Source organism: Myxococcus virescens, assembly GCF_900101905.1.
Taxonomy (GTDB): domain Bacteria; phylum Myxococcota; class Myxococcia; order Myxococcales; family Myxococcaceae; genus Myxococcus; species Myxococcus virescens.
The window spans coordinates 101,583-122,181 of sequence record NZ_FNAJ01000006.1; the positions used below are offsets into that span (position 1 = coordinate 101,583).

A 20,599-nucleotide genomic window follows, 5' to 3' on the forward strand; every position below is an offset into this window, starting at 1 on the left:
TCCCGGGTCCGGCGCTCCCATGGCGCCGACCCCGGCTTCAACCACCACCGTCACCTGAATACGGCCAGGCCCTTGCCTGTCTTGTGCGTTCCCGACCGAGGGAGCTTCACCGCATTCGACAGGATCAAATCCCTCACCTCGAGCGCCGTCAAGTCAGGGGCACGGCAACGGTACAGCGCCGCGATACCCGCTACATAAGGCGCTGCCATGCTCGTGCCACTCATTCGCTCGTAGAACGCCTGGTTGTTACAACGACGCTCCGTGCTGGAATAGACATTCACCCCATACCCCATGATGTCCGGCACGACGCGCCTACCCACGGTGCCACTCGCGGAGAATGTGGCCACGTTACGCTCGAAGTCGACCGCGCCGACAGCCAGTGATTCTGGAAAGGCGGCTGGATAACCAACCGTGTCGGGTCCACTGTTACCTGCCGCCACAACCGGCAGGACATTGCTGTCGAGCAGGCGACGAATCATCGTCTGCAGCGCGCGCAGGTTGAGGTTGTAGTCCGCCTCCGAGATGCCGGGCGGCGGCATCAGCGGGAAGCCGAGCGACAGGTTGACCACCGCGGGCCGCGTCGAGTTCTCCGGGCGGCTGAACTGGTGCAGCAGCCACTCCATGCCCGCGGCCACGCGGCCCAGGCTGGTGCGGATGGTCTCCGATTCGATGACGGACGCGACGTAGAGGTCCACCTCCGGGGCGACGCCGTGGTGCACGCCCGCGGCGATGCCGCACACGTGCGTACCGTGGCCGTCCGGGTCGAAGCCGCGGATGTCACGCGCCGGATTGTGCGGCGAGTTGGGGAACAGCGACACGTAGCGGAACTGGATGACGCGCGCCGCGTGCTCGGGGTGGTCCGCGTCCACGCCGGTGTCGAGGATGCCCAGCATGACGCCGGCGCCGCGGATGCCCTGGGCGTGGGCCAGGGGAACGCCGGACTCGTCGGGCCACTCGCGCTCGGCCAGCGAGGACATGCCCCGGTTGCGCGGTCCGGGTTGTCCCGCCGACACCGGGCCGGGGAAGGACAACGGGACGACGTCGGGGATGAACTCGAAGTCGCGCTCCAGCGCGCCACGGGCTTCCTTCTCCGTATGGTCTTCGTAGAAGTGCGCCATGGTGGCACCGATGAGCGGCATGTACCGGTAGCTGCCGGGCTCCGCGCCGGTCTGCTCGGCCACCGTCGCGCCCGGCATGGGCGGCGTGGAGGAGTCCGCGCCGCGCGTGCCCGTGCGCGCCGACTTCGCGCCCTTGCCCTTCCGACGGCGCTCTTCCTGTCCACTGACGGGCGGACGCGCGCCGGGCAGCGTGGCCGACCGCAGTCCGAGCGCGAACAACGCGTCGGGCGCCTTGTTCGCCACCGCGAAGCGCAGCGCCGTCGTGCGCGACAGCACGCGCTCGCCCTGCTCCGTGCCGCGAGGCCCCACACGCGCCTGCGTCTCGATGGACTCCTTTGGAACCAACAGGTAGGACTTCATGAGTTGTGTGCTCCTTGAACCACCGTGCTACGCCGGACGCATGAGGCGAGGTCATCCGGCATCAGGTCAGCACCCGTCGCGTGCGGAGCCTCGCGCGTGCGACAGGGGCAATGGGGCCGCGCCCGTGGCCGCGCGCCTCCGACAGGGGTGGCCCACCAGCGCGACCTCCGCGCCGCGTGCCTGTGGCGACGTCCCCCCGGGACCTCCGGCCCGGCGGGTGGAAGGAGTTGCCCGGGCGAAGGGTGGCGCAGCCAGGAGCGCGCGCACGTCCGCAGCGCGTTGCTTCGCGCGCCCGGCCCGACGTGACAGTCTGCTCGCGGCGTCATGCCTGTCCCCCTTCCTCCAGAGAGGCCCTGCGTTCCCGTCCGATTGGACAGGAAGGGCCTGACAAAAAACCACGGATTTCCCGTAGTACACGCACGAATGGATTAATTCGGTTCTAACTGGCCTTGCGCGAACGTCCGGAAGTGGGAGTGATTCCCTCCCGGGTACGAGCGAGGTGCCCGGAGGCACACAGGAGCGGTGTCCTCCACCCGACCTCCAAGAAGACGAGGCCGGGAAAGACTCCGTTCCGACAATTGTTCGCCCACATCCCTCCGCCCGGATTAAGGGAGGGACGTTCGCATCCCCTGGAGCCGCCTGACGTGATTCCCTATTGGCACGCCCCCTCGATTGAGCTGGGGCCCCTGAAAATCGAGCCCTTCGGCATCCTCGTCGCGGTGGGCATCCTGCTGGCCGCTCGCCTGCTTGGCCGTAACGCCGAGCGCGAAGGCCTGAACCCGGAGCCGCTCGCCGACTTCGCGCCCTGGGGCGTGGGTGTCGGCGTCGTCGTGGGCCACTGGGTGCACCTGTTTTTCTACCACCCGGAGGAGCTGTCCAAGAGCCCGTTCCAGATTTTGAAGGTCTGGGATGGCCTGTCCTCGTTCGGCGGCCTCCTGGGCGGCATCCTCGCCGCCGTCGTGTTCTTCAAGGTCCGCAAGCTGCGCTTCTCCGACTACGCGGACTCGTTCGCCCTGGGCGTGGCGCCGGGCTGGGCGGTGGCGCGGCTGGGCTGCTTCGCCGTGCATGACCACCCGGGCGTGCCCACGGACTTCTTCCTGGCGGTGGCCTTCCCCGGTGGCCCCCGGCACGACCTGGGCATGTACGACGCCATGGCGCTCTTCGCCATCAGCGGCGTGCTGTACGCCCTGCGCAACGCGGGGAAGCTGAAGGGGCGCCTGCTGCCGCTGCTGGCGGTGCTGTACGCGGCGTGCCGCTTCTTCTTCGACTTCCTGCGCGCCACGGACATGGCCTACGTGGACGCCCGCTACTTCGGACTGACGCCCGCGCAGTACGGCTGCATCGCGCTGGCGCTCTACGGCATCTGGGGCGTCCTGCGGCCCCAGGCGCCGGGCGCGGCCTCCTCGCCGCCGCCGTCGTCGCCGAAGAGCCCGGGAACGGTGGGCGCGCGGTAGGGTCGCAACGTCCGCTGCCCTTCTCGCGGCAGCCTGGCGTCTCATGGGCCCGGAGTTCCGGCGCATCCGCGGCGGGCTTCCGGGCCCGCGTGTTTCTGACGAGGAGGCTGCTCGCATGAAGGCACTCGCGTACGACGCAGTCATGACGCCCCTGGGCTGGCTGGGCCTCACCGCCGCCCGGCGCAAGCTGGTGCGCGGCCTGTCCGGCCACGTGCTGGAGGTGGGCACCGGCACCGGACTGGCGTTGCCCGGCTACCCGGACACCGTCACCGCCGTCACCGCCATCGACGTGGACGAAGCGGCGCTCGCGCGCGCCCAGCGACGGCGGCCCGACGCGCGGCTGCTGTACGCCAGCGTGGAGTCCCTGCCCTTCCCCGCCGCCTCCTTCGACGCCGTGGTGTCCAGCCTCGTCTTCTGCAGCGTGGAGGCCCCGGCGCGGGCGCTGGCGGAGATTTTCCGGGTCCTGCGCCCGGGCGGCGCGCTGCGCATGCTGGAGCACGTGCGCGCGCCCTCGCCAGCGCTGGCCACCGTGCAGGACTTGCTCACCCCCGCCTGGATGCGGGTGAGCGGCGGGTGCCGGCTGGACCGGGAGACGTTCGACCTGGTGCGGCGCGCGGGCTTCGACATCGAGCGGCGCGTGCAGCGGCTCCAGGGCGTGAGCGAGCTCATCCTCGCCCGGCGCCCGGCGAGCTGACGCGCCGCCGGAGCGCTCAGGCGGGCACGGGCATGCGCAGCCCGGCGAGCTTGCGGTCCGCGAGGATGGAGTGGACCTGGGTGATTCGCCCGTCCGCCGCCAGCTCCATGCGGACCACCATCTGGGTGCCCGCCTGCGGGTCGCGCTGGGGCGGAGGAAACACGGCCACCACCGCAGGCAGGCCGTTGAGCATCCGCAGCTCCACGGCGGAGGGCGCCCCCCGCATCTCCATCAGCCGCCGGTAGAGCAGCAGCACGCGCGATTGTCCCAGCACTGGCACGCGCGCGGCGCGGTACTGGCCACCGCCGTCCGACAGCGCGCACACGTCGCCGGCGAGCAGCGCCTCCGCCGCCGCCACGTCCCCCGTCAGCAGCGCGCCCAGGAAGCCCTCCAGCGCGGCGCGGGCGCGCGCCTGGAACTCCCGCGTCGGCAGGCAGCGGGCGCGGTCGTACGCCGCCATCGCCGCCCGCGCGCGGTGGTGCACCACCTTCACGTTGGACTCGCGCAGGTTCAGCGCCTCGGCCACCTCGCGCACCGAGTAGTCGAACACGTCGCGCAGGAGCAGCACCGCCCGCTGCTTGGGCGACAGCGCCTCCAGCGCGAGCAGGAAGGCGAAGGAGACACTCTCCAGCAGCGCGTAGCGCCCCTCCGTCGAGCCGCCTCCCGGCAGCCGCGCCTCCACGCCAGGGGGCGGCAGCTCCTCCTCTCCCGTGTCCAGCGGCGAGGGCAGCCAGGGTCCCACGTAGCCCTCGCGCTTGCGCCGCCGCAACGTGTCCCGGGCCAGGTTCACCGCCACCCGCGTCAGCCAGGGGCGCAGCGCCTCCGTTCGCGCGGGCGGCGAGGCCAGGGCGCGCGCGAAGGTCTCCTGCACCAGGTCCTCCGCGTCCGCCGACACGCCCGTCATGCGGTAGCAGAGCCCCCACAGGAAGCGCTCGTGCTCGCGCACGGCCTGCGCCAGTCCTTCGCGCGCGGAGCGGTCCATGCGTCAGCGCCCCACTGCCCGGCGTGACGCCACCTGCTGGCTCGGGACGAGCGCGCGCGCCACCGACTCCGCGCTGGCGAAGGACGCCTCCGCGAGCAAGCCCTCCGGCCCCACCCAATCTCCCACGCGGTACAACCCAGGCACGTGCGGCACCTCCACCGAGGGGCGTCCGCACAGGCCCCCCGTTTGCGCCGTCGGCAGCCAGTGCGACACCAGCAGGGAGGGCCGGTAACGGCGCGCCACCACGGACGCCCGCCAGCCGGGTTGCAGCGCATCCATCACTTTCTCCAAGCGGGCCTCGCTCGCCTCCGGGCCCCTGCCGCCCAGGTATTGCATCACATGCACCATCGCGCCGCCTTCCGGCGCCAGCTTCGCCACCGCGGAGTGCACCGACGCGTACCAGGGGCCATCCGTACCGAGCGCGAACAGCGCGTCCGGACGGGGCAACCGGGACAGCCCCAGCTCCAGCGTGGCCGCCTTCACCGGCACGGCGCGGGCCGCGTCGTGCGCCAGGAGCGCGTCAGCGGGCAGCAGCGCCGCGATGTCACCCGGCCCGCCCGCCACCACCACCGCGTCCGCCGCGTGCTCCGTCCCATCCGCGAGCCGCACGCCCCGAACGCGCGGGCCCGCCTCCGCCAGCAGGACCGCGCTCACCCGCGCGGAGAGCTCCAGCCGCGTGCCCGCATCGCGCGCGCGGGTCTCCAACTCGGAGACCAGCGTGCTCCATCCGCCGTCCACGTAGAGCACGGCCGGCTTCGCCTGGAGCTGGGCGACGGCGGACTGGGCGCTCATCGCGTCCACGTCCGCGCAGTAGGTCATCACCCGCACCAGCGCCAGGATGAAGGCGCGGGCGTCCGCGTTCGTCAGGTGCTGCTCCACCCAGTCGCGCGTGGTGATGTTCGCCAGCGGCGCCAGGTCCACGCGTCCCAGCCCCGCGAGCAGCTTCGCGAGCTCCAGCTTCCCCGGCAGCCCCAGCGCATCCGTGGTCAGCATGGAGACCAGCCCGCGCGGCATCGTGCGCAGGCGTCCGCCACTCAGCAGATACGAGCCCGCGCCGGGCATGCCACCCGGGGGCTTCACGCCCAGTTCGCCAAGCACGCGCATCCCCGCGCCCCCCTGGTACAGCGCGTGGGCCCCGAGGTTGAAGCGGAAGCCCTCCACGTCCGACGTCTGTCCCCGGCCTCCCAGGTGCTTCGAGCGCTCGAAGAGCGTCACCGCGCAACCGCCCCGCGCCAGCAGCGCCGCCGCCGACAGGCCACCCAGTCCTCCGCCGATGACCGCCACTCGAGGTGCCTTCATGTGCCGTCCTCCACCGAAATGGCCCGGTGAAACGCCGGGCATTCAGCGACACCACGAAGGCGGCGGCCGAAAGGTTACGCGGGCCCGTGTTGCACGGCCGTGACAGACGCGCCGCCCGCGCGAGAACCTTCCGTCCACGGTGCGTTTTGAGCGGGTTCCCGCTGGCTCTCAGCTCTGAAAAACGGGTGCGCACCCACCCCGCAAGTCACCTACAGCGAGGCAATGTCAGAGGTAGTCGTAGACTTCTCCATGCACCGGCGGACTTTCCCGCCGGAGAGCCTCGAGGCATTCACGCATGAGAAAGCTCCTCGCCGCCCTGCTCGCTCTTCCCGTTCTCGCCGCCTGTGGTCCCGCGCCGGAGTCCGACTCGAATGACCTGCGGCTGGCACCCGAGGGCGCCGAGGTGGCCTCCACCGAGCAGGAGCTGTTCGGCACGCCCCGTGAGCGCTCCGTCCGCCTGCGCACCGGCGTGACGCTGCGCTACGTGGAGCAGGGCCTGCCGCTGGGCCCCGCGGTGGTCTTCCTCCACGGCTTTTCGGATTCCAACCACACGTGGGACCTGAACCTGCGCACCTTCCCGCGCAACCACCACGTCTACGTGCTGGACCAGCGCGGCCACGGGGATTCGACGCGCCCGGCGTGCTGCTACACGCAGCAGTCCTTCGCCGCGGACGTGGACGCCTTCCTGGAAGCGGTGGGCGAGCGCAGCGCCATCCTCGTCGGCCACTCCATGGGCAGCTTCATCGCGCAGCAGGTGGCGTTGGACTTCCCGCGGCGCGTGAAGGGACTGGTGCTCGTCGGCTCGGCGCCCACCGTCGCCGGCAACCCGGTGGCGCTGGAGCTGAAGTCCATCGTGGACACGTTCGAGGGCACGGTGGATCCGGAGTTCATCCGCGCGTTCCAGGAGAGCACCTTCGTGCGCCCTGTCCCGGCGTCGTACATCAACACGATGGTGTCGGAGAGCGGCAAGGTGCCCGCGCGCGTGTGGCAGGACGCGCTGGACGGCCTGCTCGCGGAGGACCACTCGGCGCGGCTGAACCACATCCGCGTGCCGGTGCTCGTCATTGGCGGAGACCAGGACGGCTTCTTCTCCGTCGCGGACCAGCAGGCGCTGGTGGACGCCCTGCCGGACGCCGAGTTCAAGCTGTACCCGAACACCGGCCACGCGCCCCACGCGGAGCAGCCGCGGCGCTTCAACCAGGACGTGCACCGCTTCCTGCGCGAAGTGACGCGCTGGTAGGACGGAGGAAGTCGCGTGCCCGGGACTAACCGGGCACCGCCCCCGGAGCACCGCCTCCCGCGGGCGGCTCCGGGGAGGCGCGGGGCACATCGGCGCGGGCCAGCATCACCGCGGCCCCGAGGATGAGAACGCCTCCCAGGACCTGGCGCGGGGTGAGCCGCTCGTCCAGGAAGAGCGCCCCCAGCACCACCGCCGTCAGGGGCTCCAGGTTGGACACCAGCGACGTGTTCACCGGGCCAATGCGCTGGATGCCCACGAAGAAGAGGAGCACCGCGGCCACCGTGGCCACCAGCGCCAACCCCACCACCGCGGCCCAGCCCGTGACGGAGCCGGGGAAGGCAGGGCCACGCACCAGCATGGCCACGCCGAAGGAGAAACCCGCCGAGCAGAGGATGACGGTGCTGGAGGCCAGCGGCCCCGCCCGACCGGACACCCGGCCGCTGGCCACGACGTAGACGGTGTAGAACAGCGCGGACAGCAGGCCCAGCAGCACGCCCGGCAGCGTGGCGCCGCCCTGGGACAGGTCGGCTGTCAGCACCGTGCCGCCCACCGACAGGACCACCGCCAGCCACTTCACCCGGCCCAGGTGCTCCTTGAAGACGACACGCTGCACCAGCGCCACCAGCGCGGGGAAGGAGTAGAGCAGCAGGGCCACCAGCCCCGCGGGCGCGTGCTGCAGGGCGAAGAAGTAGGCCCCGGACTGGCTGAAGTACCCGGCGGCGCCCAGCAGCACCAGGACCCCCAACACCCCACCCCGGGGCCACCGCTGGCGGCGCAGCACCATGACACCGGCGAGCACCGCCCCCGCGATGGAGAAGCGAAGGAAGAGCAGCGTGGCGACGTCCGTGCCCGCCGCATAGGCCATGCGGCCAAAGAGGCCCAGCGCGCCGAAACACACGCCCGACAACGCCACGATGAGGAAGCCAGCCGTGCGGCTCATGGCCGGAGGGCGAACCCTGCTCCAACCGGGCGCCCGTGTCACCTGCCGCCGGTTGGCTACCAGTTCTTCACGGACTTGAGGTCGAAGACGTCCGGGAAGCCGTTGGCGTGAAGCAGCTGCACGGCCTGGGCGCTGCGGCCACCAGCGGCGCAGTACACCACCACGCGCGTGCCGGGCGGGCCCACCTCGGCCAGCCGGCGGGGCAGCTCCTGCACGGGGATGTTCCGGGCGGGCTCGGGGTGCCCTTCCTGAAATTCCTGCGGCGTGCGCACATCCAGCAGCACCGCGCCTTCGGCGACGAGCTGCCGAGCCTTCTCCGAGAGTTCCTGGGGTGTCATGCCCCCCACTCTAAGCCCGAGCGGGCGGGGGGCGACTGGCCGAAAACTGGAGGTGTCCGCCATGGACGCTACAGTTCTGTACCACCCATGCGACTCGACAAGCATGCACTCCTGGGCCAGCTCGCGGACCGCCTCCAGCAGAGCGACCGGCTGGCCCACCGCGCCGAGGCGGAGGCCCGCGAGGCCGCCCGCAGTCTGGCCACGGAGTCCGAGAAGAAAGAGGACGGCCGCGCCGCCCTGGAGTTCGGCAGCCTCGCCACCGGCCAGGCCCAGCGGGCCCGCCGGGTCCAGGAAGAACTCCAGGCGCTGACGAAGTTCGGTCAGGCGGAGTTCCCACGTTTCCCCCGGCAGGGGCCGGTGGCGCTGGGCGCCATCGTGGACGTCAGCACCGAGGACGAGGAGGGCTTCTCCGAGCGGACCTTCTTCGTCCTGCCCGCGGGCGCCGGCACCGAGCTGACGGGGCCGGGCGGTGACGGCTTCCTGTCCGTCATCACCCCCGCCTCCCCCGTGGGGCGCGCCCTCATGGGCCGAAAGGCGGGAGATACCGTGGAAGTGATGCTCGCGGGCGAGGTCCGCGAGTGGACGGTGCTCGAGGTCGCATGATGTCGAGCCTTCGACGAAAGCCCGGGGGGCACTAGCACCCATGGCGCCCGTCGCGCGTGAATCCGCAAAGATGTCTTCTTCGCCTTCACCGCAAATCCAGGCGCTGCTCCCACCGGCCCACCTGCCGCTCACCTGGCCCGCCGCCGTCGTGGGCCTGATGTTCGGCGTGCTGATGACGTACGTCCCGTACGAGTTCCGGGTGGCCTCCTTCCGGCCGCTCTACCCGTATGTGCGCATGCTGGGCCTCACGTACCTGACGGGCAGCATCATGCTGATGGGCGCGCTGCTGTACCCGCGCGCGCCGCGCTGGCTGGACGTCACGGGGCGCCTGCTGCTGGGCGCGGCCATGGCGCTGTACTGGTGGGTGCTCAACGTCCTGCCGGGCAGCTTCACGGGCATCATCCTCTACCCGGTGCTCTTCGGCGGCGTGGTGCTGGAGGCCTGGCCCGCCATGCGCCAGCGGCCCGTGCTGCGCACCTTCGCGGCGCTCACCGGCGCGGCGTTCGGCGTGGCCATGCTGGTGGTGCCCGAGCGCTTCCCGCTCTCCGTCTACGCCCACCTCGCGCCCCTCCGGCCCCTGGTGGGCCTGCTCTTCGCCGTGTGCGGCGTGGGCCTGCTGCTGCCTTCCTACCGAATCCACCGCCGGCTGCCGGCCCTGTTCATGGGCGGGCTGGCGGTGCCCTTCGCCCTGCTCGCGTACGCGCTGGGCCGGGGGGCTTCATGGCTGGGCGCCAGCGTGTATGCGGTGCTCACCCTGGCCTGTGTCGCGCAGGCCCTGGACTGGCGGCCGCGCGCGCCTCGCACGGTGGGGTGGAAGCTGCTGCGCGGGCTGGCCTTCGCGGGGCTGGTGCCGCTGCTGGCGCTGGGCGGGCTGGCGGCGTACCTGGCGCAGAACGCGATTGAACAGCAGGTGCGCGACGACACGCAGCGCGCCGCCGCGGGCGAGGCCGACTTCCTGCGGCGCTACCTGGACGACGCGGGCGAGTCCCTGGCGCTGATGCTGGAGTCCCCGGGCTTCCGCGCCGCCTTCGCCGCGGCCGCGCCGGAGCGGCTGGAGCCCTACCTGGTCAACCTGGCGGCCCAGGAGCGCGCCTTCGACGCGGCGCTCGCGGTGGACACCCAGGGCCACATCCTGGCCGCGTCTCCCAGCGTGGAGGGGTGGAACCTGGAGCCGCGCGACTTCCTGCCCCCGGCCTTCACCCGGGGCGCCGAGGTGTCTCCGCCCTTCATCCGTCCGCCCGGCCAGCCCCTGGTCGCGGTGACGCAGCCCTTCCGCGAGGACGGCGAGGTGCGGGGCATGCTGGTGGGCCTGCTGTCCCTGGAGCGCCTGAGCCAGGCCACCACGCCCGCGTCGCGGCGCTTCCGCGTGCAGGTGTTGGACCGGCGCGGCCTCAAGGTGCTGCGCGACACCGCGCCCGGCGCGCCGCTGCTGGGCGAAGCCCACCTGCCGGACGCGCTCAGCCTGGAGCTGCAACGTCCCGGCATCGGCGTGCTGGAGGCCTTCGACGCGGCGGACCGCCGCATGCTCGCCGCCGAGGCCCCCGTGGAAGGCACGGAGTGGAACGTGCTGGTGACACAGGAGCTGGTGGTGGCCTACGCGGCGATTACGCGCATGAGCGCCGCGGTGGTGGGGCTGGTGCTGCTGGGCGTCCTCATGGCCCTGCTGCTGTCGCAGCTGGTTGCCCGCGACGTCATCCGCCGCCTGGACCACCTGCGCTCCGCCACCGCCGCGCTGACCGCGGGGGACTGGTCACAGCGCGTGGACGTGGAGGAGGACGACGAGCTGGGCGAGCTGGCCCGCGGCTTCAACGAGATGGCGGCCCGCACGGGCGCCACGCAGACGGAGCTGAAGGAGGCGGTGCGCGCGCGCGAGGAGTTCCTCAGCGTGGCCAGCCACGAGCTGCGCACGCCGCTCACCCCGCTCAAGGGCTTCGCCGCGCTCACCCTCCAGCGGTTGGAGAAGAGCGGAGACTTCCCGGAGCGCGAGCGGCTGCTCAAGGCGCTGCGCTCCATGGCCCGGCAGACGGAGCGGCTGACGCGGCTGGTGGATGACCTGCTGGACACCGCGCGCATCCAGGGCGGGCGGCTGGAGCTGGAGCGCAAGCGCCTGGACCTGGTCCCCTTGCTGCGCGAGGTGCTGGAGCGCTTCGAGCTGCGCACCGAGTCCGGCGTCACCTTCGAGCTGGACGTCCCCGCCCACCCGGTGGAGGGCGACTGGGACGCGCTGCGGCTGGAGCAGGTGCTCACCAATCTGGTCAGCAACGCCGTGCGCTATTCACCCCACGGCGGCGCGGTGCGCATGTCATTGGAGGCCGCGGAGACGCACGTGCTGCTGAGCGTGCGCGACGAGGGCATCGGCATCCCTCCGGAGAACGTGGCGGACCTGTTCCGGCCCTTCGCGCGCGCGTCCAACGCCCAGGCGCGCCACTTCGGCGGACTGGGGCTGGGCCTCTTCATCTGCCGCGAAATCGTGGAGCGCCACGGCGGCGCCATCTGGGCGGAGAGCCCGGGGCCCCAGCGCGGCAGCAGCTTCCACGTGCGGCTGCCCCGCCGCGCCGAGCCCGCGGCATCCGCGAGCGCGGCCTAGCGCGTCAGGACGACGACGGCTCCGGCGCGCCGTGCGCCGTCAGCCACTCCTCGGGGATGTCGCCGCGCGGCAGCTCCAGCACGAAGAGGGAGCCCTGCCCCGGCTCGCTGGTGGCGCGCACCGTGCCGCCGAAGGCCTCCACAATCTGCCGGGTGATGTAGAGCCCCAGGCCCAGGCCGCCGTAGTGCCTGTCACTCACCGCGCGCTCGAAGCGCTCGAAGATGCGCGGCAAATCCTCCGCGGAGATGCCGATGCCGCCGTCGCGCACCGTCAGGCGGGCGGTGAGCCCCTCCGCCTCCACCACCACGCGCACGGGGTGGCCCGCGCCGTACTTCAGCGCGTTGGACAGCAGGTTGGTCACCACCTGCTCCAGCCGCAGCCGGTCCCACCGGCCCATGACGGGCGCCGGCGCGTGCAGCTCCAGCTCACACTTCAGCTGCGAGGCGGAGGGCGCGAAGCGGTAGAGGATTTCCGCCGCCACGCTGGCCAGGTCCATCTCCTCCACTTCCAGCCGCAGGCGGCCCGCGGTGATTCGCGACACGTCGAGCAGGTTGTCCACCAGGCTCGTCAGCTTGCGCACCTGCCGCTGCACCACCTCCAGCGTCTCCGACACGCGCTCGGCGGACACCGGCTGGTTGTGGGCCGCCATCCCATCCACCTGCTTCTGCAGCAATTGCACCTTGAGGTGCAGCGGCGTCAGCGGCGTCTTCAGCTCGTGGCTGGCGATTCCCAGGAACTCGTCGCGCAGGCGCACCGCCTCGCGCGCCTCCTGGAGGAGCTGCGCGTTGTCCACGGAGAGCGCGGTGCGGCGGGCCACCTCCTCCGCCAGCCGCAGCTCCTCCGCGCTGAAGTCACGGGCTTCATCCGCGCGGAAGAGGGCCAGCGTGCCGATGACGCGCTCGCGCGCCACCAACGGCACGCCCAGGTAGCAGCGCAGGCCCAGCCCCCGCAGCAGCCGCGCGTGCTCCGCGTCCCGCGCGGCGGCCTCCACGTGGGCCTCCGTCACCCGCAACCGCTCCGACTGGCCCGTGCCGAACAACGGCAGCACGCGCTCGGGCGGCAATGGGTAGCAGCGCAGCATCTCCTCCAGCAGACCATGGCGCTCCGGCTCGGCGTGCAGCGCCGTCACCGGGCGCGGCGGCCCGCCGGGCTGGCCCAGGTACAGCACCGCCGCGTCCGCGAGCGCGGGCACCAGCAAACGGAGCAACCGCGGCGCGGCCTCATCGTCGAACGCGGCGCCCAGCAGCGCACCGGCCTCCGCCAGCAGCCGCGCCGAGCCCACCGCGTCCAGCCCCACGGCCGAGGCCACTTCACATGCGCGCAGCAGCGCTCCAGCCGTCGGGCCCGCGTCGCGCTCCAGCGGCACCGCGGAGGCGCGCAGCAGGACGTGCGTCCCATCCGGCCGTCGCACCCGCCAGCGGGCCTCCGCCACCCACTCGCCCGTGAGCGCGCGCGCCAGGGGCGGCACCTCCACCGACATGGACGCATCCTCCGCACGCGTCCATACACAACCGGGCAACCAACCCTGCTCGGCGCGTTCGGGCCGGCTCATGCGGAACTGACGCCCAGCCTCCATGTTGAAGGCGAGCACACGCCCGGTGACATCCACCAACACGAGCGCCTCGCCCGCCTGCTCGAGCAGCAACCGGAGAACGCCCTCCTTCAGCAGGGCGTCCGCCTCTTCGGAGTCCAGATGCGTCATCGAAAGCGGGGCGCTTCCAGAGGCCATGAGGGACTTCCCGCGAGCAGAGGCAACATGGAGGCATGTCTCCTTCCCCGGACGAAGGGCAGCCTCCGTGTTTCCACAGAACAGCAGAAGGGGCGCCGTCCCCATCCCGCGCCTGCCAGGGTCATCGAAGCCCCCTTGCTTGCCTGCCCGGAAATCCAGATTCTCTGTCCCTTTGTAGCGCATTCGGGTGACCTTGCGTCCACCCGCGCGGCCCACTTTCTCGAGTTCCATCATGCAGAAGCCGCACTCCACGCCTGACTGGACCTCCAACGAACACCGTTACCGAGGCGTCATCGACAGCCTGCGGGAAGTGGTGTTCCAGACAGACCTGGCGGGGACGTGGACCTTCCTCAACCCGGCCTGGACGGACATCACCGGCTTCAGCGTGGAGGAGAGCCTGGGCCGCTCCTTCTCGGAGTTCCTCCACCCGGATGACCGGGAGCGCGACCCGGAGCCGCTCCAGAAGCTGTTCGCGGGGGAAGTGGAGTTCGTGCGCCATGAGATGCGCTACCTCACGCGCGACGGGAGCTACCGCTGGGTGGAGGTGTTCGCCCGGCTGATGCACGACGACGACGGTGGCATCCTGGGCACGGCGGGCACGCTCAACGACTTCACCGAGCGCAAGGCGGCGGACGGCGCGCTGGCGCGGCGCGAGCGCTACCTCACCGCGCTGGTGGACATGCAGCAGCGGCTGCTGGCCACGCAGGATGGCGGCGACCTCTACGGGCCCGCGCTGGCGCCGCTGGGCCACGCGTCGGGCGCCAGCCGCGTCTACGTGTTCGAGCTGCACCGGGCGCAGGACGGCGCCATCCTGAGCAGCCAGCGCGCGGAGTGGTGCGCGCCCGGCGTGAAGCCCGAAATCGACAACCCGGACCTCCAGAACGTGCCCATGGAGCCCGCGCTGCGGCGCTGGACGGAGACGCTGTCGCGGGGCGACGTCATCGAGGGCCTGGTGGAGAGCTTCCCCGCGTCGGAGCGGGAGCTGCTGGACCCGCAGAGCATCCTGTCCCTGCTGGTGCTGCCCCTGCGCGTGCGCGGCGTGCTGACGGGGTTCGTGGGCTTCGACAACACCCTGGAGGCGCGGCGGTGGGACCGGCTGGAGGTGGACCTGCTGTCGGCGGCGGCGGGCGCCATCTCCATGGCGCTGGAGCGGCGCGAATCAGAGCGGGCGCTGCGCGAGCGCGAGCGGCGCTTCCGTCAGCTGGCGGAGAACGCGTCGGACGTCCTCTACGTGTACCGGCGCGAGGCCCCGCGCGGCTTCGCCTACGTCAGCCGCGTGGCCCACACCAAGCTGGGCTACGGGCCGGTGGCGCACTACGCGGACGCGGAGCTGTGGTACCGGCGCGTGCACGAGGAGGACCGCGCGCTGATGGAGCAGCTGCTGGAAGCGCCGGAGCCCTTCCAGGGCGCGCCGGTGGTGGTGCGCTTCCTCCACCCCGACGGGCGGACGCTGTGGCTGGAGCACGTGGTGGCGCCGGTGACGGACGCCTCCGGACGCATGGTGGCGGTGGAGGGCCTGGCGCGCGACATCACCGAGCGCCGGCAGGCGGAAGAAGCCCTGCGGTTGTCGGAGGCGAGCTTCCGCGCGCTGCTGGAGGGCGTGCCGGACGCGGCGGCCATCGAACGGGACAACCAGATTGTCTACGCCAACGCGGCGCTGGTGGCCACGCTGGGCTTCGAGCGCGCGGACCAGCTGGTGGGCCGCCCCCTCACGGAGTTCGTGCGGGACATGCGCAGCCCGGACGCGGTGCGGGCCGGCGCGCTCACCGGCGAGCGGCGGCTGGTGCGCAGGGACGGGCGCACCCGCGTGGCGGAGGTGGTGTCGTTGCCGCTGCGCTTCGACGGCCAGCCCGCGGTGGTCTCCATTGCCCGCGACGTGACGGAGCAGCGCCAGCTCCAGGCGCGGCTGACGCTGGCGGACCGGCTGGCGTCGGTGGGCACGCTGGCGGCGGGCATCGCGCACGAAATCAACAACCCGCTGGCCTTCGTGCTGTCCAACCTGGGCTTCCTGTCCGACGAGTTCAGCCGCAGCCTGCCGCCCGGGGACGGCGCGGCGGCGCTCCAGGCGCGGCTCAAGGGCGAGCCGGACCTGGGGGAATGGCAGGAGGTGCTGCAAGAGGCCTGTGAAGGCGCCGAGCGCGTGCGGCAGATTGTCCGCCAGCTCAAGACGTTCTCCCGGCCGGACGAGGAGCGCGTGTCACCGCTGGACGTCCACGCGGTGCTGGAGTCGGTGGCGATGATGGCGGCCAACGAAATCCGCCACCGCGCGCAGCTGCGGCGCGACTACGGCGACATCCCGCCCGTCATGGCCAACGAGGGCAAGCTCAGCCAGGTGTTCCTCAACCTCGTGGTGAACGCGGCGCAGGCCATTCCGGAGGGCGCCGCGCACCGGCACGAAATCCGGCTGGCCACGCGGGTGAACGGCGCCGGGCGCGTGGTGGTGGAGGTGGCGGACACGGGCGTGGGCATCGCGCGAGAGGTCATCGACCGCATCTTCGACCCCTTCTTCACCACCAAGCCGGTGGGCGTGGGCACGGGGCTGGGCCTGTCCATCTGCCACAGCATCATCAGCGGGCTGGGCGGCGACATCACCGTGGACAGCGAGCCGGAGCGAGGCACCCTCTTCCGGGTGGTGCTGCCCACGCCGGAGACGGTGGAGCGCGCGAAGCCCTCGGAGCCTGATGCGCGACAAGCACCGCGCGCGCCGCGCGGCCGGGTGCTGGTGGTGGATGACGAGCCCGCGGTGGGCCGGGTGTTGCAGCGCATCCTCCGCGAGCACCAGGTGGACGTGGCGTGCAGCGGGCGCCAGGCGCTGGAGCTGCTGGAGCGCGGGCTGAAACCGGACGCGGTGCTGTGCGACGTGATGATGCCGGACCTGACGGGGCGCGACGTGTACGAGGCCGTGCGGCGCCAGTACGCGGGGCTGGAGCACCGCTTCGTGTTCGTCTCCGGTGGCGCGTTCACCTCGGGCGCGCGGGACTTCCTGGCCAGCATCCCCAACCTGATGCTGGAGAAGCCCTTCGACGAAGCCCGTGTCCGCGGCGTGGTGGAAGAGCTCGTCCGGCAGCGACAGCCAGCGCACGACGCCTGAGCCCGCGAGCAGGGGCCGTATCGGGCAACGGGTGGACCCTCCTCCTGGTGACCGATGCGGCCTCGGGTGACTCCAGGCGAGTGTGCCGCATCCCTCCAACCTCGAGGCCCTGAATGAACCGCTCACTGCTGCTGGTCGCCGCGACGGGAGTGCTCGCCGTGGGCGCGCTCCTGCTGGGCACGCCGCCCACGCCGCCCGGACCGCCCCCTCCCGCCGTCACGGACACCAGCCACACGGTGCGGCGCCCGGAGGACCCGCCCGCCACGCGGACGCTGGCGCTGGTGACGTCCAAGCCGGAGGACGGCGCCCTGCACATGACAGGCAAGCTGTCCGGCGCGTACGTACAGACGGGGCCCAGCGAGGCCTTCGCGTGGCTGGAGCTGAAGGCGCGCCCCGCGGAGGCCGGCCAGCGGGTGCCCGTCAGCCTGGCGCTGGTGCTGGACCGCTCCGGCTCCATGAACGGCCAGAAGCTGGCCGACGCCCGGCGCGCCGCCACGGAGCTGGTGCAGCGCCTGACGCCCGAGGACCGGCTCGCCTTCATCGACTACGGCACCGACGTGCGGGTGCAACCCAGCCAGCGGATGACGGAGGAGGCGCGCGCGGAGCTGCTGACCCTCATCGCCGGGCTGCAGGATGACGGCAGCACCAACATCAGCGGCGCGCTCGACGCCGCGGCCAACGCCCTGCGGCCCCACATGCGCGAGTACCGCGTCAGCCGCGCCATCCTGCTGAGCGACGGCCAGCCCACCACGGGCCTCCTGTCCGAAGCGGGCCTGCTGAACCAGGTCCACCGGCTGCGCCGCGACGGCATCACCGTCAGCGCGCTGGGCGTGGGCCGGGACTATCAGGAGACGCTGATGCGCGGCATGGCCGAGCAGGGGGGCGGCTTCTCCGGCTTCATCGACGACTCGGCGCGACTGGCGGAGGTCTTCTCCCGCGAGCTGGACCAGGCGACCAGCACCGTGGCGCGAATGGTGGAGCTGCGGCTGGACGTCCCGCCCGAAGTGCAGGACGTGGAGGTCATGGGCATGGCGTCCTTCCGCGAGGGCAACGTGCTGAAGGTGCCGCTGTACGACATGGCCAGCGCCCAGACGGTGCGCGTCATGGCGAAGCTGACGCTGAACACCCCGCGGAGCGCCGGCGCGCTCGCGCTGCTGAACGCCCGGGTGCACTACGTCGACGTGGCGCGTGACCTGCCGGCGGAGACGGCGCTGCAGCTCACCGCGGAGGTGACGAGCGACCTGGACCTCGTGCGCGAGCACCTGGACAAGGAGGTGCGCGTCCACGCGACCCGGGCGTTGGGCACCCAGCACATGGTGGCTGCCGCGGAGGAGATGAAGCGCGGCAACAAGGCGAAGGCCCGTAGCCTGCTGGACAACGCCCGGACCATTTTCGGCTCCTCCGCGGCCGCGCTGTCCGGGGAGCTTGCGGACGTGAACCGCTCCCAGGCAGCCTTGGCGGGCGCGTCCAGCGCGGAGGAGGCGCAGGCCGAGTCGCGCAACCTCCTCAAGAAGTCCATCAAGAACTTCGGCCAGAACAATACGTACTAGCAGCAGGACGGTGAACCCATGGCCCTCTCCGTGCAGTACTTCCACCGCGAGGAGTTCGAGACCCGCACGCTTCGCGCGTTGGGAGGTGCCGCCTGCATGGGCCTGGTCGCGGGGGCCGTCCCGGACCTGCACCTGACACCGGAGTACCTCGCCATCGTGGCCGCGGCGCAGGCGTGCGTGAAGCCCACCGGGGTCCACCCCCTGGCGCTGCGCCTGGCGCTGACGGTGCTGCCCGCCCTGCCCTACTTCTTCCGGGCCCCGGAGCCGTTGCCCGTGAGCCTCGCGGGCGCGCTCGCCGCGGCGCTGGTGGCCTGGCTGGGCCATGGACGGGAGCAGCCGGGACAACCCGCCGCGGTGGCCACCAGCGCCGCCGCCGCGGGCGTGCTCGTGCCGCTGGGCCTCTACGTCCAACAGGTGCTGGAGGCGCGCTTCCTGGGGAGCGACGGCCTGCTGTCGACGCTGGTGGGCTTCCTCGTCGTGGGCCTCTTCTGGAGCATCGGCACGCTGCCGGCCCACCTCCGCGTGGAGCTGGACGCGGTGGAGGCGCGGGGCCGCCAGTTGCAGGACGCGCTCAAGGGCGACTCGCACACCCTGGCCACGCGGGCCCTGGCCCTCTACCGCCAGTGCAAGGACGTGGTGACGAAGATGCCGCCCAGCACCGGGCGCACGGAGCTGCTGGGCGTGCTGGAGAAGATGACGGGCGACAGCTTCTCACTGGCGGAGGTCCACTTCGGGCTGGAGGCGCAGCTCGGCTCCGTGGTGGCCAACGACGTGGACGCCCAGGTGCGCGAGCTGCGGGAGCGCGCCGCGGCCACGCAGGACGCGGTGGCCCGTCGGCAGTTGGAGCTGGCCGCGTCCTCGCTGGGTGAGGAGCTCAACCACCTGGACGTGCTGGCCCGCCGCAAGGAGCGGCTGCTGGCCCAGCTCCACGCGCAGGTGGCGCTGCTGGAGCGGGCCCGGGTCTCCTTCATCGGAGTGCAGGGCAACGAGCTGGGTGCCAAGGGCGCGCAGGCCGCGGACCTGGCGCGCAAGCTGAAGCAACTGGGAGAGCCCTCCTCCAGCGTGGGGCCCGACGACGTCGCCTCCGTGGCCGCGCCGCCCCCCACGCGCGTCGCCCCCTGAACGACGCGCTACTTCTTCCGGGACGCCCGGGTGGCGCGCTTGCGCCGCGGCGGGGGCGTGTGGCTCACCGGCGGCGCGTGCAGTTGATCCGCGATGCGCTGTTCAATGGCCTCGCGGGTGCTGCGGGCCTGGACCAGTGCCGCCTCGATTTCCTCACGCACGCGCGCCGCCTGCTCCTCCGCCGTGGCCCGGTACTCTGACGCCGTGCGGCGCAGGGCGATGCTGCCCCGGTCTGGCCCGGCATTCCGTTCACCAGTGCGCACTGCCTTGGGAGTCGGTGTCCTGCGCCTGCGGACCTTCGTCCTGGGTGTCTGCTGTCCTTCGTGCTCCGCCATCCGCGCCTCCCGGAAAGTCATCCTGGCCTCCAGGAAAGTGGGCTGCTATCGGACGCGAAGGAAGCCCGTGCCTGGGCCGGCTTCTGGGCAGGCAGGCAACACACCGCCTGTTCATTCAGCAGGGTTGCTTCTCACCTGCTCCAGCAAAACGCTATGGGGCGCCCTTCAGGATGCGGCAATTTCAAGGGCCCCTGGTACTGACAGCACCGCCGTAAGCCCCGTGGCCGGCGGGTACGGCGCGCACACACTCCTGCTTCGTCTGCCTCCCTGGGGGGCAGCGGCTCCCTGCGAGGATACCGTGGCAGTCAGCGCACCCTTTTCGTTCCTGAAGAACCGCAAGCACAACCTGGACCGGATGACGCTGGGCGACCTCATCTACTCGTTCTTCACCTACTACGCGGTGGTGGCCTACATCACCGTGGGCATCATCAGCCTGGTCCTGGCCGTGAAGTGGTTCGAGAACCCGCTGCGCATGCTGCTGGCGATGCTCGCCGCGAGCGTGGCGTTCCCCTTCGGCTGGTACCTGGTGCACAAGCACATCCTGCACAGCCGATTCCTCTACAAGTCACCGCTCACCGCGGCGACGTGGAAGCGCATCCACTTCGACCACCACCAGGACCCGAACGACCTGCGCGTGCTCTTCGGCGCGCTGGCCAACGTGCTCCCCACCGTGGGCGGCGTGATTGCCCCCATTGGCTATCTCATCGGCGGCAAGGCGGGCGCCGCCGCCGCGCTGGGCTGGGCCATGGTGATTACGTGCTTTTATGAGTTCTGCCACTGCATCCAGCACCTGAACTACACGCCCAAGTCCCAGTTCCTGAAGGACATCAAGCGGCTGCACCTGTCGCACCACTTCCACAACGAGCAGGGCAACTACGGCATCACCAACTACTTCTGGGACCGCCTCTTCGGGACCTTCTACGAGAAGTCGGGTGACAAGCCCAAGAGCCCCACCGTCTTCAACCTGGGCTACACGGCCGAGGAGGCCCAGCGGTATCCCTGGGTGGACCGGCTCTCCGGCGGCACCCGCGGTGACGGCCACCCGCGCCGCTTCTGGGAGAACCAGGCCGCCGCCCAGACGCCGCCGGAGCCCGCGACGCGACAGGAAAGCTGACGGCCAGGCACCCGCCTGAATCCCCCAAGCCCCCTCCCTCACC

The 20,599-nt window shown here is 71.7% G+C and carries 16 protein-coding genes; 9 read left to right on the top strand and 7 right to left on the bottom strand.

The genetic code is table 11. The features are described from left to right. Positions 1 to 50: 50 nt before the first annotated feature. Positions 51 to 1,478 carry a subtilisin-like protease PopC gene (gene popC / locus BLU09_RS19045; RefSeq protein ID WP_090490973.1) on the bottom strand — a complete coding sequence of 476 codons (1,428 nt, stop codon included), beginning with the start codon at positions 1,476 to 1,478 and terminating at the stop codon, positions 51 to 53. Positions 1,479 to 2,122: 644 nt separating this feature from the next. Between popC and BLU09_RS19050 the strand changes: the two genes are divergently transcribed. Together BLU09_RS19050 and BLU09_RS19055 are read left to right on the top strand one after the other, a co-directional pair. Beyond that, positions 2,123 to 2,932 (top strand): prolipoprotein diacylglyceryl transferase, encoded by an 810-nt coding sequence (locus BLU09_RS19050; protein WP_090490974.1) that lies wholly within the window; start codon positions 2,123 to 2,125, stop codon positions 2,930 to 2,932. Positions 2,933 to 3,047: 115 nt separating this feature from the next. Next, positions 3,048 to 3,626 carry a class I SAM-dependent methyltransferase gene (locus BLU09_RS19055; protein WP_244171840.1) on the top strand — a complete coding sequence of 193 codons (579 nt, stop codon included), beginning with the start codon at positions 3,048 to 3,050 and terminating at the stop codon, positions 3,624 to 3,626. A 16-nt stretch (positions 3,627 to 3,642) separates the two neighbouring features. On the opposite strand, the gene BLU09_RS19060 is transcribed toward BLU09_RS19055, so the two are convergent. After that, the gene (locus BLU09_RS19060) at positions 3,643 to 4,608 is read right to left on the bottom strand and encodes a sigma-70 family RNA polymerase sigma factor (protein ID WP_090490976.1); all 966 of its coding nucleotides are present in this window, start codon (positions 4,606 to 4,608) and stop codon (positions 3,643 to 3,645) included. A 3-nt stretch (positions 4,609 to 4,611) separates the two neighbouring features. Beyond that, the gene (locus tag BLU09_RS19065; RefSeq protein ID WP_090490977.1) at positions 4,612 to 5,907 is read right to left on the bottom strand and encodes a phytoene desaturase family protein; all 1,296 of its coding nucleotides are present in this window, start codon (positions 5,905 to 5,907) and stop codon (positions 4,612 to 4,614) included. Positions 5,908 to 6,202: 295 nt separating this feature from the next. Between BLU09_RS19065 and BLU09_RS19070 the strand changes: the two genes are divergently transcribed. Beyond that, positions 6,203 to 7,147, top strand: coding sequence for an alpha/beta fold hydrolase (locus tag BLU09_RS19070; protein WP_090490978.1), 945 nt, complete (start codon positions 6,203 to 6,205; stop codon positions 7,145 to 7,147). Between the two features lie 25 nt (positions 7,148 to 7,172). Here the strand turns inward: BLU09_RS19070 and BLU09_RS19075 are convergent, their stop codons facing one another. Together BLU09_RS19075 and BLU09_RS19080 are read right to left on the bottom strand one after the other, a co-directional pair. Continuing rightward, entirely contained in the window at positions 7,173 to 8,087 is a 915-nt protein-coding gene (locus BLU09_RS19075) for a DMT family transporter (protein WP_244171841.1), read from the bottom strand. Positions 8,088 to 8,143: 56 nt separating this feature from the next. Continuing rightward, positions 8,144 to 8,425: a rhodanese-like domain-containing protein gene (locus BLU09_RS19080; RefSeq protein WP_090490980.1), complete on the bottom strand. Its 282-nt coding sequence runs from the start codon at positions 8,423 to 8,425 to the stop codon at positions 8,144 to 8,146. 87 nt (positions 8,426 to 8,512) lie between these two features. Between BLU09_RS19080 and BLU09_RS19085 the strand changes: the two genes are divergently transcribed. Together BLU09_RS19085 and BLU09_RS19090 are read left to right on the top strand one after the other, a co-directional pair. Continuing rightward, on the top strand, positions 8,513 to 9,028 hold the full coding sequence (locus tag BLU09_RS19085; protein ID WP_090490981.1) for a GreA/GreB family elongation factor: 516 nt from the start codon (positions 8,513 to 8,515) through the stop codon (positions 9,026 to 9,028). A 70-nt stretch (positions 9,029 to 9,098) separates the two neighbouring features. Continuing rightward, complete coding sequence (locus tag BLU09_RS19090) at positions 9,099 to 11,615, top strand: ATP-binding protein (protein ID WP_244171842.1); 2,517 nt, start codon at positions 9,099 to 9,101, stop codon at positions 11,613 to 11,615. Between the two features lie 4 nt (positions 11,616 to 11,619). Here BLU09_RS19090 and BLU09_RS19095 read toward each other — a convergent pair whose 3' ends face one another. Continuing rightward, positions 11,620 to 13,344, bottom strand: coding sequence for a sensor histidine kinase (locus BLU09_RS19095; protein WP_244171843.1), 1,725 nt, complete (start codon positions 13,342 to 13,344; stop codon positions 11,620 to 11,622). 232 nt (positions 13,345 to 13,576) lie between these two features. Between BLU09_RS19095 and BLU09_RS19100 the strand changes: the two genes are divergently transcribed. From BLU09_RS19100 to BLU09_RS19110, 3 genes are all read left to right on the top strand, one after another. Beyond that, the gene (locus BLU09_RS19100) at positions 13,577 to 16,435 is read left to right on the top strand and encodes a PAS domain S-box protein (protein ID WP_186817683.1); all 2,859 of its coding nucleotides are present in this window, start codon (positions 13,577 to 13,579) and stop codon (positions 16,433 to 16,435) included. A 113-nt stretch (positions 16,436 to 16,548) separates the two neighbouring features. Further along, on the top strand, positions 16,549 to 17,985 hold the full coding sequence (locus BLU09_RS19105; RefSeq protein ID WP_090490985.1) for a vWA domain-containing protein: 1,437 nt from the start codon (positions 16,549 to 16,551) through the stop codon (positions 17,983 to 17,985). 18 nt (positions 17,986 to 18,003) lie between these two features. Continuing rightward, positions 18,004 to 19,107 (top strand): hypothetical protein, encoded by a 1,104-nt coding sequence (locus BLU09_RS19110; protein WP_090490986.1) that lies wholly within the window; start codon positions 18,004 to 18,006, stop codon positions 19,105 to 19,107. Positions 19,108 to 19,115: 8 nt separating this feature from the next. Here BLU09_RS19110 and BLU09_RS19115 read toward each other — a convergent pair whose 3' ends face one another. After that, positions 19,116 to 19,463 (bottom strand): hypothetical protein, encoded by a 348-nt coding sequence (locus BLU09_RS19115; RefSeq protein ID WP_090490987.1) that lies wholly within the window; start codon positions 19,461 to 19,463, stop codon positions 19,116 to 19,118. Positions 19,464 to 19,740: 277 nt separating this feature from the next. Here BLU09_RS19115 and BLU09_RS19120 point away from each other — a divergent pair, with 277 nt between their 5' ends. Then, a complete protein-coding gene (locus tag BLU09_RS19120; RefSeq protein WP_090490988.1) occupies positions 19,741 to 20,556 on the top strand; it encodes a sterol desaturase family protein in 816 nt (271 codons plus the stop codon). The last annotated feature ends 43 nt before the right edge of the window (positions 20,557 to 20,599 follow it).

Excerpts from the sequence above, each read along its gene's own strand:
- BLU09_RS19075 (WP_244171841.1), bottom strand. The coding sequence starts at position 8,087 with ATGAGCCGCACGGCTGGCTTCCTCATCGTGGCGTTGTCGGGCGTGTGT.
- BLU09_RS19115 (WP_090490987.1), bottom strand. The coding sequence starts at position 19,463 with ATGACTTTCCGGGAGGCGCGGATGGCGGAGCACGAAGGACAGCAGACA.
- BLU09_RS19055 (WP_244171840.1), top strand. The coding sequence starts at position 3,048 with ATGAAGGCACTCGCGTACGACGCAGTCATGACGCCCCTGGGCTGGCTG.
- BLU09_RS19105 (WP_090490985.1), top strand. The coding sequence starts at position 16,549 with ATGAACCGCTCACTGCTGCTGGTCGCCGCGACGGGAGTGCTCGCCGTG.
- BLU09_RS19090 (WP_244171842.1), top strand. The coding sequence starts at position 9,099 with ATGTCTTCTTCGCCTTCACCGCAAATCCAGGCGCTGCTCCCACCGGCC.
- BLU09_RS19065 (WP_090490977.1), bottom strand. The coding sequence starts at position 5,907 with ATGAAGGCACCTCGAGTGGCGGTCATCGGCGGAGGACTGGGTGGCCTG.
- BLU09_RS19085 (WP_090490981.1), top strand. The coding sequence starts at position 8,513 with ATGCGACTCGACAAGCATGCACTCCTGGGCCAGCTCGCGGACCGCCTC.
- BLU09_RS19060 (WP_090490976.1), bottom strand. The coding sequence starts at position 4,608 with ATGGACCGCTCCGCGCGCGAAGGACTGGCGCAGGCCGTGCGCGAGCAC.
- BLU09_RS19110 (WP_090490986.1), top strand. The coding sequence starts at position 18,004 with ATGGCCCTCTCCGTGCAGTACTTCCACCGCGAGGAGTTCGAGACCCGC.
- popC (WP_090490973.1), bottom strand. The coding sequence starts at position 1,478 with ATGAAGTCCTACCTGTTGGTTCCAAAGGAGTCCATCGAGACGCAGGCG.
- BLU09_RS19100 (WP_186817683.1), top strand. The coding sequence starts at position 13,577 with ATGCAGAAGCCGCACTCCACGCCTGACTGGACCTCCAACGAACACCGT.
- BLU09_RS19080 (WP_090490980.1), bottom strand. The coding sequence starts at position 8,425 with ATGACACCCCAGGAACTCTCGGAGAAGGCTCGGCAGCTCGTCGCCGAA.
- BLU09_RS19095 (WP_244171843.1), bottom strand. The coding sequence starts at position 13,344 with ATGGCCTCTGGAAGCGCCCCGCTTTCGATGACGCATCTGGACTCCGAA.
- BLU09_RS19070 (WP_090490978.1), top strand. The coding sequence starts at position 6,203 with ATGAGAAAGCTCCTCGCCGCCCTGCTCGCTCTTCCCGTTCTCGCCGCC.